Source organism: Bacteroides sp. HF-162, assembly GCF_015679285.1.
In the GTDB taxonomy this organism is placed as follows: Bacteria; Bacteroidota; Bacteroidia; order Bacteroidales; family Bacteroidaceae; genus Bacteroides; species Bacteroides uniformis.
Map to the genome: position 1 here is coordinate 3006398 of NZ_CP064937.1, position 13644 is coordinate 3020041.

The following is a 13644-nucleotide window of genomic DNA, read 5'->3' on the forward strand; positions in this document are numbered from 1 at the left end:
GTTTCTGCGTCCCTATTCAATTTTCACGGGAGCTATCGGTTGCCGCTTCACTTTATCGAGGGGAGCTGCATGGTACTCGATGCGCCCGAAGTCTATCTGTCTCAAATCAATGCTTCTGATTGTACTGTTGTACATGGTGCGATAGTAGATGATACCGTTTGTCATATCTGTGGCCGATGTCCATTGGGTGGCACTTGGAATATTGGCAGGAACCTGGCCGAGGGGAAACTCGATGCCTACGGGTATATCAAAGTTATTCAGTATCTGAAAACATTGGAGAACGGTTTCCTGTGCGGTATTCTGTGGTGGTGTAGAAGTCTGGTAGAAAGCGGCACGGATAAAGCGGGAAGGGGGAGTCACATCTCCCGGAATTCCCAAAAAGCCGCTTCCCGAACCGAAAGGGGCTATAGTCACATTGCCCAGCGATTTGCTTTTGGCACTGCCCGGGTAGAGGTTCACATAATTGTTTAAGTTGGTCATCTGCCAGTCAAAGCCGGGGGAGTTTGTCAATACTCCCAGTTTGTTTTCATAGAAACGGGGCTGTCCGTCGATGAACTCCAATACCAGTTGGCGGCCGGTCTTGTCTGCAATCCGCCAATGTACGGTGGAGGCGCGTGGGTCAATGGCTATGACCGTCACATTTTCAATAGCCTCCTTTACCTCGTCCACAGTAGAAAAGCTTCCCAACAGCCATGATACCAATTGTAAATCGGCTATGCTCGACGCTTTTCGTGTGGGGTCGTACTCCTCATATTTGCCATATCCGGGAAAGTAGAACAGCCCGGCGGAGAGCCCGGCTTCATTCAGACCTTCGGCCACGAACTCCTTTTGCTCCACTGCCAGGCCTACGTAGCCATAGCGTGAGGTGAACTCCATGCCGGACAGACTGCCTCCGGGTGTCAGTGATTGTTGCGAATAACCGCGCGGTACGATGACGTACTGGCTGTTCAGCTCACTGCCTCCCCATTCGATGGTGCGAGCTACGACGTGCGCATTGTCTTTGGCCGTCAGGGTGATACCGGTACATGCCTCTGCTGTTTGAGGGGCGAAGGTGAGGGCTGTCATTGCTGCCAGCAGGATAGGAATTCTTTTTGCCATATTATTCAGTTTATATTGTTGAGTATCTGTTTGTATACTAAACAACTCTGTATGGCAAAATGTTCCCTTACCAGAACCGGTACCCCAGCGTAAAGAATGCGGCGAAGTTCTTGGGAAAATATCCTCCTTCTTCCGAATGACCTATCATCTGGTTTATCTGCTCATTGACTTTTACCAGTCCCACTTGTGTCTCTGCACCGATGATGAATCTTCTGTATTCAAAAGTAAGTCCCAGGGCAATACCTGCATCGAAACGGTTGTTACCCATTTTCCCGTCTACCATACTGCCGAAAGTGTCTATCTTGAACTGATATCCTCCCTGCATACTGCTGCTGCTATAATCGTAGGTCTCGCCGGAGGTCTTGCCTGCCACGCCTATGGCCACATAAGGGCCGACGCTCAGCGAGGCATGATAATCCCTGCCCAGATGGAGGCGGGCCGCTATCATGAGGGGGATTTGCAGATACAGTTCATGCATTTTGGCCTTGCCGATGTGGCTTATCTCGTCTTTACCGCCGATGGACACAAACTCCAATGCGGATTGCAGCACCCAGGTCTTGTTGAGGACATATTCTGCACCGACACCAGCTTTGTAAGCTATTTGGGTGTCACTACTGGAGTGTTTTCCATGAAAATGGGAGGTACCGATTCCAGCTTTTGCATGAAAGGACAGCGGGCTTTGTGCCAGACCGGTCAGTACGGTCATTGCCATACAGACGGTAATGATTATCTTCTTCTTCATGAGTAAATTTTTCCGTTTTCGGTTATGAGTAATACTGTTAGTTCGCCATTGGGCAGTAAGGGGGCACAGTGCCGGTGACAGAGCTCAATCAGTGCCTTGCCAAACTTTTCCAGCAGCTCTTCGGGAATGATGTCCCAGAGTTCGCGCGCCAGGTTCATCTGTCCGATGGCGGCAAGTGTTTCTTCGCTGCATCCCGTCTGGCGTGCCAGGTCTTGAATGAATTCCTTATTCATGGTCACTTTCTTGCTGTGGGTATCCAGATTGCCTTCGGCCAGTTTCACGGCCTTTCCCATCATCACGCCGAGGGTGACGTGCGGTACTTGCTCTTCGGCTGCTATTTTCAAGGTTTCGCCGATAAAGTTGCCGTAATGCACGAAAGCCTGGGTGGGGAGGTCGGGATAATACGCCTTGATGAAACGTTCGCTCTTTGCGCCGGAGCTGATGACGATACGAGGGTTCCGGGTTGCCTTTGCCACTTCCATGGACTTCCGGATGGAATTGATGAAGGCTTCCGAGGAGAATGGCTTCACGATGCCGGAGGTCCCGATAATGGAAATGCCTCCTTCGATACCGAGGCGGGGATTGAAGGTGCGTTTGGCTATTTCTTCTCCACCGGGGATGGAGATGGTAATGAGAATAGGATTGGGCTGTTTGGCAATATGGAGGCGTTCAAGCCATAGCTTGACGTTCTTCTTTATCATTTCGCGTGGGGTGTCGTTGATGGCAGAGCTACCGAGCTCAAGTCCCAGACCGGGCATGGTGACGACACCTACGCCTTCGCCGCCGCAGACGATGATGTTGTAGTCGTCCTGGGGAGTGTCTTCCGGCAGCGGGTCGTCTATGCGGAAAGGTATGGCTATATTGGCCACAACTTTCATTCCGTTGGTGATGTCCGGGTCGTCGCCGGCATCCTTGATGACGGTAGCGCTTGTCTCGAACATGCCGTCACCGTTTTCCAGAAGGTCGGAGTGGGGAATATGGTGCTGAGGCTCTACGGGAACCTGGATGGTTTCTCCGTTGGGAAGAACTACCGGAAATTCCGTAGGACGCTTTTTGAAGTAGATATTGAATACATCCCAGGTGGCGGCTACGGCGGCAGCGGCGGCACATGTTCCGGTGGTCAGTCCGCTGCGCAGGGGGAAGAAGTCGGGTAAATGTTTCTCGATTATGCGGCGCAGGCCATGCTCGCCGTTTACACAGATAAACTTGTCGGATGTCTTGGGGCGGCAGATGGCAAAGATGCGTATACCCAGTTGCCGGGCAGCTTCCACCTTTTCGCAGAATCCGCCCGATATCCCGCTTTCTTTGAGGAGGATGGCTTCGGGATGAAGCTGTTTCATCAGGACTTGCTCGTCTTCTCCGGGCGTGTAGTAGTAGAGGTTCTTCTCGGAGAAACCTTGTTCCCGGGCGAGCTTGCGCGAGCTGTCACGGTCGAGGATGCGGAAGTAACAGCAGGCATTCTGCCACAAAGGCTTCAGCTTACCTATGGTCTGTACGCCGGTCAGTGCAAGTAAGATGAAAATCTTTTCTTTCTGTATCTTCTCGATGGCATCGTCATAATCCCTGCACCAGGTGATGTGTTCTTCATCGCGTTTCGGGAAGATACGCTCGAAACGGATGACGGGGATATTCGATTCCACGGAGACTTGTTCCAGAGTCTCATGCAGCTGTGTGGCAAAGGGGTGCGCGGCGTCTATCAGCAGCTTTATGTGATGCTGTGCACAGAATGTTTCTATTTCTATTGCATCCATCGCGCCTTGCAGGCGGATGCCATTATGCAGAAGTACGTCCTGCTCATCCCCTTTGGTAGAATAGTAGAAAGTTTTTCCGGCTTCTTCAAGGGTTTGGATGGCTATGCGTCCTTCGGTGGTTCCGCCAAATATTAATATCATGTTTGAATGTTTATGGGTGATTAATCGTTGATTTATTTCCGGTACAGATGCTTGAACTCGTGTGCATAGAGCCGTGACAGACCTTCACGGTTGCCGATGGCTTCGCCTACGACAATCATGGTTGTCAAGGTGAGGTTATTTTCCTTCACTATTCTGGCAAGGTCTTTGAGTTCCCCCCTGAATATTTGTTCGTCTTTCCATGTCAAGTGGTAGCAGACAGCTACGGGGGTAGTTTCCGGATATTCCTGCAACAGTTCTTCCTGCACCTGCTTCGCAATGCTTGCACTGAGGAAGATGCACATGGTACTTTGTGAGCGTGCCATGAGATGTAGCTTTTCGCGTTCGGGCATGGGCGTACGTCCTTCGCCGCGTGTTAGGATGATGCTTTGCACTTTTTCCGGAATGGTGAACTGCGACTTCAAGGCAGCTGCCGCCGCCTGGAAGGAGGATATGCCGGGGGTGATGTGGTAGCTCATACCGTGCTGGTCAAAGTAGTTCATTTGTTCCTGAATGGCACCATAGATACAAGGGTCACCCGTATGCAGGCGTACGATGAATTTTCCCTTGTCATAGAACTTCTTCATCACTTCAAATTGTTCTTCCAAATCCATGGAAGCGGAGCTGAGTACGGTAGCCCCGGCCTTGGCACAGAGAGTCAGCTCCCTGGGAACGAGACTGCCGGCATACAGAATGAGGTCGGCGCGTTCCAGCATTTGGCGTCCGCGTACGGAAACCAGGTCCGGGTCGCCCGGGCCGGCACCCACTATTTCGATGTGGCCCTGGCGCACAGTTCTTATGTCAAGGGCGGCGGCCACGGTATAGTTCTCTCCTTTCTTCTTGGGCACCAGCAGCCGGGAGTTGTTTGCACTCAGTAAGGCGGCGGCTTCGCTGACGCTGGGGGTACCCATGTGCTTCATGACGGTTTTGCTGGGATGGGGCACCTCTATCTCTGTCAGTTCCTCGGCTGTATAGAAGTAGACCGGGAACTTCTTTTGGAGCGCTTTCACTACCGGTTCGTCACTTTTGGCTTTAATCGTGGAGATGGAGGCGATGCTTTGGGGCATGATGCCGTATTCCTTCAGTGTGTTCATAATCTCTTTCTCCACTTTCCGCACGGGACCTGCCAGCCGGGCAAGGCCGATGCCGAGGTGTACGACACAGGGCACGTAGCATATCATAGGCATTTCCGGGAAGTTGGGGACTTGGGGAGATACGCACAGAATCAGTTTGAAGCGTGAAGGTTTAATGTCCTGCACCCGGTAGAATACTTCTACATGAGGCGGCAGGTGCGCCTCCATCCAGTCCGTGCCTTCATTGCGCACCGTGAGCAGCAGGGCGGTGGGCTTGCCGGAAACGAAGAGGCTGATATGCTCGTTCATGCATACTCTTTTTTTCTCTTCGGGCGTCTTGGCAAGTTCTGCCAACAGGAGGGTGGAGGGCTCGGCGTTGATGACCGGAAACCACCCGAAACGTTGGGGCAGGGTATCGAGTCCCCATAGACCGGTGCAGTCGCTTTGCGTGGTGACTACCGGTTCGGCCCCGAGGATATTCGCTACCTGGTGGGTCAGTTCGTTGGCTCCTCCGATGTGTCCGGAAAGTACGGAGATGGCAAATTTACCGGTACTGTCCACGCAAACCACGGCAGGGTCGGTATATTTGTTCTTCACGCAAGGAGCGATGGTGCGGACACAGATTCCCATGGCGCCAATGAAGACAAAGGCATCATAGCGGTTGAAGTTTTCCGCTGTGAATTTGCCGGCGGATTCTATATGTGTGCATCCCTCTTCGTGCCTGAGGGTGAAGATTTCGGAGTCGGGAAGTTCGTTGAGTAGTGATTGGGCTATGCTCAAACCGGCTTCGGAGATTAGAATAATAGCTGTTTTCATAATGGGTATGTTTAAGAAAGCGTGGCTTTCATAATTTCAATGGGGTTATATTCGTTCAAGGCGATATGGGTGGAAGGGTGGAGCACCATTCCGTTCCGCTCGATTCCTCGGCAGAACGCCTCCTTGCTTTCTGCCGATACGGAGTTGAAGACGATGCAGCCTTCGGGGTGCAGCACTTGTTTCACTTTCTCTATCATTTCCTCCAGATGTCCGCCGTGTCCACCGATGAAGACGGCATCGGGGCGGGCAAAGGGAGTGAGGTCGGTGTGCAGGAAATCTCCGGTTACCGCCGTAATGCCCGGTGCGCCGAAGCGGCGGGAGTTGGTGTCCATCAGCTCTTTTCCTTCGGGGCGTATCTCGAAGGAGATGACGGCGAGATGGGGAAATTGCAGGCGGGCTTCGATGGAGACGGAACCGGTACAGAAACCGATGTCCCAGAAAACGCGGCGGCGGTTCAGTTCCAATGCCTGCAGGGTGAGCAGGCGGATGGGAGCCTTGGTTATCATGCGGGCGCGTCCGTCAAGATGTGCAAACTCTTCATCGGGGATGCCGAAGGGACGGACTGGAAAGTCCGGGGCTTGTACGCTGCCGTGCAGGGAGTTTGTGCGGCATTGTCCGGGATGGCTGTCCAGCAGCAGGCAGTTGGGATGTTCGAAGTCGCCGGCAACCGCTTCCCGGGGTGTCATCCGGCGTATGCGTTCCTTTTCGGGATTGCCGAGATGTTCGCCGATGTATAGCGTGTAATGGGAGTACCCGTATTTCAGCATGCGGGCGGCAATGGTGACCGGGGTATGTTCGCGGTCGGTGAGGATGCCTATTTTGGGGGCACGCTCTATGAGGGCACGGTCGAACTCCTGCCAGGGGCGTCCTGTCAGGGAGACGGTGCGCATGTCGTCATACGGCATGACGAGGCGGTGTGCCAATGTCTGCAAGGAATTGAAAGCGGGATAGAGCAGAATGTCTGCCTCGGGAAGCTTACGCTTTATGGTATTGGCAAAACCGAAGAACAACGGGTCGCCGGACGCGAATACAATGATGGAGTTGTCCGTAGCCGTCTCTTCGAAGCGGGTAAATATTTCTTCATAATGGGAAAAGACACAGTCCAGCGGTACGGTGATGGAAATCCATTCGGCCCCGGCAGGCAGCAGAGGACCGACAATCTCCTTATGCCGTATGCCACCGGAGAAGACCTTCCCCTTCCGTATCTGTGCCAGTGCTTCCGGTGGAAAGAAGGGGGAACGGTTGTCATCCATTCCTATGATTATAAATCTGTGTTTCATTCAATGAGTAATCTTATGAAAATATCAAGTAATGTAAGGGGGCATAACAAGTAATGTTATCGGTCGTAACAAGTAATGTTATGGAATGTCTCTTTTCACTTACACATCCCTGCCCGGGCGCAACTGCTCCGCATCGTTGTAGCACAGCACGGAGTTCACCAGCGTGGCAGCTAAGTTACTGCCTCCCTTACGTCCTTCTACGATAATCTTGGGTATTTCCGTAAAGGGTTTCACCATGTGTTTGGACTCCTGCACATGCACGAAGCCTACCGGTGCAGCAACAATGCCCGCCGGATGTGCCTTGCCCTTACGTATCAGGTCGCAGAGTTCCATAAGTGCCGTAGGTGCATTGCCGAATACAAAGAAAGCATCGGGATGCTCCTCCACAGCCAGGCGGATGCCTGCCTGGGTACGGGTGATGCCTTTCTCTGCAGCCATCGTCGCTGTGCGCAGGTCGCCAAGGTAACATTTCACCTCTACGCCCAGCCGCTGCAAAGCTCCTTTGCGGATACCGCTGGCTGCCATCGTGACGTCTGTGACAATGGTCTTGATTCCGCCTTTCTCGATGGCTTGATACAAGGAAGCCACGGCACCTTCGTCCGTATGCAGCAGATACTCCATTTCAAAATCGGCGGTGGTATGTATGGCATGGAGTAAAGCCCATTTATGGTCGAGGGGAATATGTTTGTTCTTCAGTTCCTTTTCGATGGTACGGAAACTGCGAATCATGATGTCTTGCCCGATGCCCGTGGCTTCGGTATTCGTGTCCCGGTAATAGCCGCGCGGAGTGATGAAGGCTCCGTTCCATTCGTAGGACTGTGAGTTGCCTATCAATATGACTGTAAACATATCCACCTCTTCGGGATTGAAATCTCCCAGCGTGGTGATGTGTACCGCTTGTTCCGGGCGTCCTGCCTGGCGTACATATCCCACGGGCGTTTCCGGTGAGCGTCCTTCCTGCAGAAAGAGTTCTTTCAAGCGGTAAAGCTGCCAGTAGCGTCCTTCACTTTTGGGGTTGTAGACTGCCGTCACGAAGTCGGCGGCAGCGGCTGCGATGATACGCCTTTCAATACGCTCCCAGGGAGTCATCAGGTCTGAAAGGGAGATGACACAGAAGTCATGTCCTACGGGAGCTCCCAGCAGTGAGGCTGCCTTTTGGAAAGCGCTGATGCCCGGCAGCGAAACGATTTCCACGTCGCTGTTCCTTTCCCGCTTCATCTCGTAGACAAGCGGCGTCATACCATAGATGCCCGCATCCCCGGAACTGATGACGCAGACCGTCTTTCCCTGCTCTGCCAGCTCGAAAGCCTGCTCGGCACGGGCGCGCTCACGCTTCATGCCGGTATCTATGCATGTTGTTGAGGGGTGGAGATAAGGGGTTACAAACTGGAAATAATACTTATATCCCACCACTACATCTGATTCTTGCAAAGCGGAAATTACGGCGGGAGTTATATCCGATTCATTGCCCGGTCCGATGCCGGCAACAATTATTTTGGGGTGTTTCATATCCATATGTTCTATTGGCATACAAAGATAGAACTTATATTTGATGAAACCGAAAAAACTCTGTGTTAATCCGCGTAATCTGTGGTGAATCCTTATTGTCTAAACCTGTAAGTGCCGGTATTCGCTCGGAGTATAGCCTACGTTCTTCTTGAACACGCGGTTGAAGTGCTGCGAATACTGGTATCCCAGCTCATAGGCAATCTGGCTGACCGTCTTCCCGCTTCCTATAATCATTTCTTTGGCCAGGTCGATGATTTTGTTCTGGATATATTCCTGCGCCGTCTTTCCGGTTTCCTTCTTCACCAAATCTCCGAAATAGTTGGAGGAGAGGAACACTTTGTCTGCGAAGTATTTCACGGAAGGCAGTCCTTCGGTCTGCGGTTTGTCGCTCTGGAAATAGTCGTCTATCAGTGCTTCAAATTTCATCAGGATGTCTTTGTTGGCTGCCGAGCGGGTGATGAACTGGCGTTCGTAGAAACGCATGCAGTAGTCCAGCAGTAGCTCGATGTTGCGTGCAATCAGACCCTTGCTGTGCTTGTCGATGGGGCGTTGGATTTCCATCTTAATCTTCTTCAGACAGTCGAGGAAGATTTCTTTCTCGTCTTCGGACAAATGCAGTGCCTCGGTAGAGGAATAGGAAAAGAAGGAATACTGCTTTATTCCCTGTCCCAGCGAGGTGCCTTTTATCAAGTCGGGGTGGAACAGCAGGCCGGAGGCGCTGGGCTGCATACCTTCCAGCATGTTGACCTCGGTCACCTGGCCCGGGGCGAAGCTGGTTACCGTGCCTTCCTGGTAATCGTAATACTGTTTTCCATAGCGTATGTCTCCGCATTTGGTGTTTTTGAGGAAAAGGGCGTATACGCCATAGTTCAAGGTGAAATGCCTGGGATATCCGGTGGCTTCGGACAAATCGACTACGCTGACCAGCGGATGCAGGGTTTCGAGACCGAACATCTTGTTGTATTGGTCTACAGCATTGAGCTTGATTACTTCTTCCATAAACGTTCCTGTTAGTTTTGTACAAATGTAGAGAATAATCCGGAAAGTTCCATATCGCAGGAGGAGGAATCCGTAATATGGTTACAAATGTCCGTAATCTGTGTACATTGAAAAGAGCTACACCCTTTGTCCGGAATGGTGTAGCCATCCGGAGCAAAGGGTGTAGCCTTGGTATGTAAAAGGTGTAGCCCTTTTACGCTTGCTGGTTATCAATCTTTTAGCATAGCTTTGATGTGTTCCATATAGAGCTGGCGGATGGCTTTGTTTTCGCCCAGTCCCTGCATGCGTACATTCACTTGATAGCTTTGCTTTTCAAGTTCCGTCTTCCACACGCCGGCAATGTCTTCCTTGGTATGGTTGCCGCATACCAACAGCAACGGAACCAATGTCACGCTCTTGGGGCGTGTCTCTTTCAGTTGCAGCAGGGTTGCGTCCAGGGTAGGATATCCTTCAATGGTGCTGACGTGGAAGTTCTTCAGTCCATGGGCTTTCATCATGAAGTCGAGCATGGCGTAAGTAGCCGTGCTGGGTAGCTGGTTGCCGTGCCCCACATAGACAATGTCTTCTTTCTTTTCCGGCTGTTCGGCGGTCAGTATACCGATTACCTTCTCGCAGTCTTCGACGGAGTAGAGCAGGGGATTTCCCACTTTTATCTCCTTGAAGAAGGGACGGAGCTTGTCTGCATCCCTGCGGACGGAGGTCATCTCACTGCCTTCTATCAAGGTGGTGCTCTGGACGTAGATGGTCCGGTAGCCTTCGGCGCGAAGTTTCAGCAGTGCATCCGTAGGGCTGTCTTTGTACACACCCTCCTTGGCAAGTCTTTTTCGTACAATCGGCGAGATGTATGCTTCGCGCACTGTAAACTGCGGAAAGGCTTCTTGTGCCTCACGGGTCACGACGTCGAGCGTCAAGGCACGTGTCTGAGGGTCCGAACTGCCATAATGGGTGATGAGCAGAGCCGCCTTCTCCTCTTGTTGTGCGGAGGAGAAGAGGCTGATGCCGAGTAAATAGAGAGTGATGAAAAGATGTTTCATAATTGTTGTTGTTTCTAAATGCGTTATGGAGAGATTATTTTAGTCTGAGTGCCAGGCTGATTACTACCGAACGTCCCGGAGAATACAAGGCGAAGTTCTTGTTCAGCGGGCGGTTGTCCTTCTTGTTGAAGATATTGTCTATGCCGATGCCCGGTTCGATGACAAAGTTGCGGAAGCCGTCGAAGGTATGGCGGGTATTGAGGTTCCAGATGCCGTAGCCCGGAGCATTGCCGTCCGCGTCGCCCGGATAGTAGACTTTGCTTTGCAGACGACCGTTCAAGTTGAGGTTCAAGGTATAGTCGCTCCAGCTGTGTGTATAGTTTCCGGTGATGGTGGCTGTATGGCGTATGCTGCGCTCGATGTTTTGCCATTCGCCTCCTTCGTTCAGACCGCGTCCATAGGCGTAGGTATAGTTTCCGGCCAGGGTGAAGCCCGGGAACAGATTGCCGTTCAAGTTCACTTCAAAGCCTTTGACGGTAGCTTTCTCGAAGTTGAAGTAGTTCTTGACACTTAGGTTTTTCGTGGATGAAAGGTCACCGATTTCGGGGAACTCTTCACGCAACCGGTTCTGCTCTGCTTCCGGTAGGTCATCGAATTTGGTGGATTTGGAAGTTACCATGTTCTTTACGTAGTTCAAGTAGCCGGTGACGGAAGCACTGAAACGGCTGGTGCGGTATTCCATGTTGATGGAGTAATAGTTGCTGCGTTCGGGGTCGAGGTTCTCGTCACCCAATGAGATGGTGGCCCGTGTACCCATTGTCTTCTTGAACATGTGGTAGTAGAGCTCGTCGATGCCCGGAGCACGGAATCCGGCAGCATAGGTGGCACGTACATTGAAGTTGCCTATGTTGTACATGGCTGCCACTTTGGGGGTGAAGCGTCCACCCGTCTGTTCGTGATGGTCGTAGCGTACACCCGCAACACCGGTCAGATGGTTCCATAGCTTCACTTCATGCTGGCCGTAGGCTGATGCCGTATAGACACTTTTGTCCAAATCGGAGTCGGGACGGCGAAGCACTTCACAGCGATAGTCTGCACCGAACACCGTAGTGCTGTTGGTTGTAAAACCGAAGATACCTTTCAACTCGGCATCATGGAATTTCTGAAGCTTGGTAAGCGCATACTGTCCGGGCAGGTATCCGCTGTTTTCTATCAGGTATTTGTAGCGTGATGCGTAATTGTTTCCTGAATAGTCGAACTGGATAACGTTGCGTTTACTCAGTTTGTATTTGGCGCCTGCCCCCCAGTTGTAACCTTCGTAGGTAGTGTTGTACTTGCTTCCGCCGGTGATATCCTCGCGTTCTACCGGACGTTCGAGTCCGCGGTTATAGTATCCACCGTTGGCATAGAAGGAAAGCTGGTCCGTAGCATCATAGGTAAACTTCTGCGAAAAGTTATTCGAGCTGTAGCCCAGGGAGAGCGGGGCAATCGTTTCGATGATGTCTTCTCCATCTTCTGTCAGATGGCTGTTTTGCCAACCGTCGGAGTGGTCGTATTTATAGGAAGTGTAGGACCCTATTTTTCCTTGGGCGATGTCCAGATTCAAGCCTTGGGAGAATTGATTCTTTCTCGTATAGCTGCTATTGCTGCTGAAGGCTACCACATCTTTAGGCTCGTTGGTAATGATATTGATTACACCGCCGATGGCATCCGAACCATAAAGGGAAGAAGCGGCTCCGTTCAGTACCTCGATGCGTTTGACGCGGGTCATGTCTATTTGGTTGAGGTCGATGTTACCGGTAATGTCTCCCGTGACCTTGCGTCCGTTGACCAATATCAGCACGTGCTTGTTGGAGAGTCCGTTCATCATCAGATAGGACCCCATTGCGTTCGGACGGAAGGAGAGCGAGGGTACCATCATGGTCAAGGCCTGCTGGAAGTCGGTGATACCGGCACGCTTTATCTCGTTGGCAGTGATAACCGATACCGGAGACGGAGTGTTCTTCAGTCGCTGATGTGTACCCGTACCCGTTACTACGACCGGGTTCAACTCGTGAGTTTTCTTGGTCATATCGTCGCTGTCACCTTTTTCTGCTTGTGCATAGGCACCGGTGGCGATGATTCCTCCCATAAGGAGAACTGTGAGAAGTCTTTTCTTTATCATATATTGTTTTATTTTATATAACGCTGCAAAGGTACATACCATTATCGGAGGGTGAAATACTTAATAGTTGTTATACTGCGATGGCCAAATAGCTATTAATAGGTACTGTATTCCCTTATTCCGGCACATAGATAATCTCTCCATTTTCAAGCTGATAGGCAACTCCCACTTTCTTTCCTCTTTTACCGGAGGTCTTTGGGTCTTCGCTGGGAGTGTATTTCTTGATTTCCTGCCCTTCTTTGGTAATGATTTCCATATTTTCCTTTCCGGGATTCTTCACCATGGTGAAGTCTTCTTTGGAAAACATCTCCGTCATATTGAAGCGGGAGACGAGAGCCACCATCAAGGCTACGGCAAAGACCATTGCTACGTCAAAAAGATTGGCTACCGTACCCATGGGGTCGGAGTCCGAATCGCTGTGCAGTAATCTGTTTCTCTTACTCTTCATTGTTTTCGTATCGTTAGTCCGTTATTCCTTTTCGGCCGTTTGGCGGCTTATCACTTTGTACAGATATTCCAAGTCGTTCATTTCGCGGGCATACCAGCGTTGTTTCACTTGCAGGGTGATGATGCCGACAGCAGCAATGACCAGTCCTACCACTGTAGTGGCAAAAGCCACCTGCATATTGTAGGCCATGGAGGAGATGTCTCCTTGTGCCAAACCTACCAGTGCGGGACCCATCGGGATGAGGGTACCCATCAGTCCCAACATAGGACCCAGCTTGATGAAAGTACGCGAACGTCCCAACTCCTTCTCGGCTTCCACTTCATAATTGGCAAGCAGGTGTTCGCAGTAGGCGTCGTCGTCCCGGTGTGCGGACAGTTTGGACAAGCTGCGGAGGAGAGGGGAGTTACCTGCCGACGGGAGTTGCTGCAGCAGTCCGTCTATATTCTCTGGGGTGATGTTCTCCAGTGTTTCAGCGAATTGCTTCTGTAATTTCATCCGTTGATAGAACTCCCCGAAGAAACCTCCCGCAAGGAGAATGGCACGTAGAAAGAGTAGCAGCAGCAGGACTATGACGGGAACCAGCAGCCCGTTCGAAATCCAGAACAGTGTGCTTGAGATTGTTTCCATATATCTTTTTAGTTTTTAATTCTTT

General features: G+C 51.5%; 11 protein-coding genes. All 11 read right to left on the minus strand.

The features are described from left to right. Window positions 1–12: 12 nt before the first annotated feature. The 11 genes from ITJ87_RS12530 to ITJ87_RS12580 all read right to left on the minus strand — a co-directional run bounded on the left by ITJ87_RS12530 (window position 13) and on the right by ITJ87_RS12580 (window position 13619). A complete protein-coding gene (locus ITJ87_RS12530; protein ID WP_057252497.1) occupies window positions 13–1098 on the minus strand; it encodes a linear amide C-N hydrolase in 1086 nt (361 codons plus the stop codon). Between the two features lie 67 nt (window positions 1099–1165). After that, the gene (locus ITJ87_RS12535; protein WP_195690895.1) at window positions 1166–1840 is read right to left on the minus strand and encodes a porin family protein; all 675 of its coding nucleotides are present in this window, start codon (window positions 1838–1840) and stop codon (window positions 1166–1168) included. Further along, complete coding sequence (gene cbiD / locus ITJ87_RS12540) at window positions 1837–3732, minus strand: cobalt-precorrin-5B (C(1))-methyltransferase CbiD (RefSeq protein WP_117964385.1); 1896 nt, start codon at window positions 3730–3732, stop codon at window positions 1837–1839. The genes ITJ87_RS12535 and cbiD overlap by 4 nt, the downstream gene beginning before the upstream one ends. A 32-nt stretch (window positions 3733–3764) precedes the next feature. Then, window positions 3765–5618: a precorrin-4 C(11)-methyltransferase gene (gene cobM / locus ITJ87_RS12545; protein ID WP_022401024.1), complete on the minus strand. Its 1854-nt coding sequence runs from the start codon at window positions 5616–5618 to the stop codon at window positions 3765–3767. 11 nt (window positions 5619–5629) lie between these two features. Next, window positions 5630–6898 (minus strand): bifunctional cobalt-precorrin-7 (C(5))-methyltransferase/cobalt-precorrin-6B (C(15))-methyltransferase, encoded by a 1269-nt coding sequence (locus ITJ87_RS12550; RefSeq protein ID WP_005836663.1) that lies wholly within the window; start codon window positions 6896–6898, stop codon window positions 5630–5632. Between the two features lie 99 nt (window positions 6899–6997). Continuing rightward, window positions 6998–8407: a precorrin-3B C(17)-methyltransferase gene (cobJ, locus tag ITJ87_RS12555; RefSeq protein WP_057098097.1), complete on the minus strand. Its 1410-nt coding sequence runs from the start codon at window positions 8405–8407 to the stop codon at window positions 6998–7000. Window positions 8408–8506: 99 nt separating this feature from the next. Then, window positions 8507–9406: an AraC family transcriptional regulator gene (locus ITJ87_RS12560; protein WP_005836667.1), complete on the minus strand. Its 900-nt coding sequence runs from the start codon at window positions 9404–9406 to the stop codon at window positions 8507–8509. Between the two features lie 209 nt (window positions 9407–9615). After that, window positions 9616–10440 (minus strand): sirohydrochlorin cobaltochelatase, encoded by an 825-nt coding sequence (locus ITJ87_RS12565; RefSeq protein ID WP_005836669.1) that lies wholly within the window; start codon window positions 10438–10440, stop codon window positions 9616–9618. A gap of 34 nt (window positions 10441–10474) precedes the next feature. Further along, window positions 10475–12544 (minus strand): TonB-dependent siderophore receptor, encoded by a 2070-nt coding sequence (locus ITJ87_RS12570; RefSeq protein WP_181980943.1) that lies wholly within the window; start codon window positions 12542–12544, stop codon window positions 10475–10477. A 115-nt stretch (window positions 12545–12659) separates the two neighbouring features. Next, the gene (locus tag ITJ87_RS12575; protein WP_005836672.1) at window positions 12660–12992 is read right to left on the minus strand and encodes a DUF2149 domain-containing protein; all 333 of its coding nucleotides are present in this window, start codon (window positions 12990–12992) and stop codon (window positions 12660–12662) included. A gap of 21 nt (window positions 12993–13013) precedes the next feature. Further along, the gene (locus ITJ87_RS12580; protein WP_117964383.1) at window positions 13014–13619 is read right to left on the minus strand and encodes a MotA/TolQ/ExbB proton channel family protein; all 606 of its coding nucleotides are present in this window, start codon (window positions 13617–13619) and stop codon (window positions 13014–13016) included. Window positions 13620–13644: the final 25 nt, after the last annotated feature.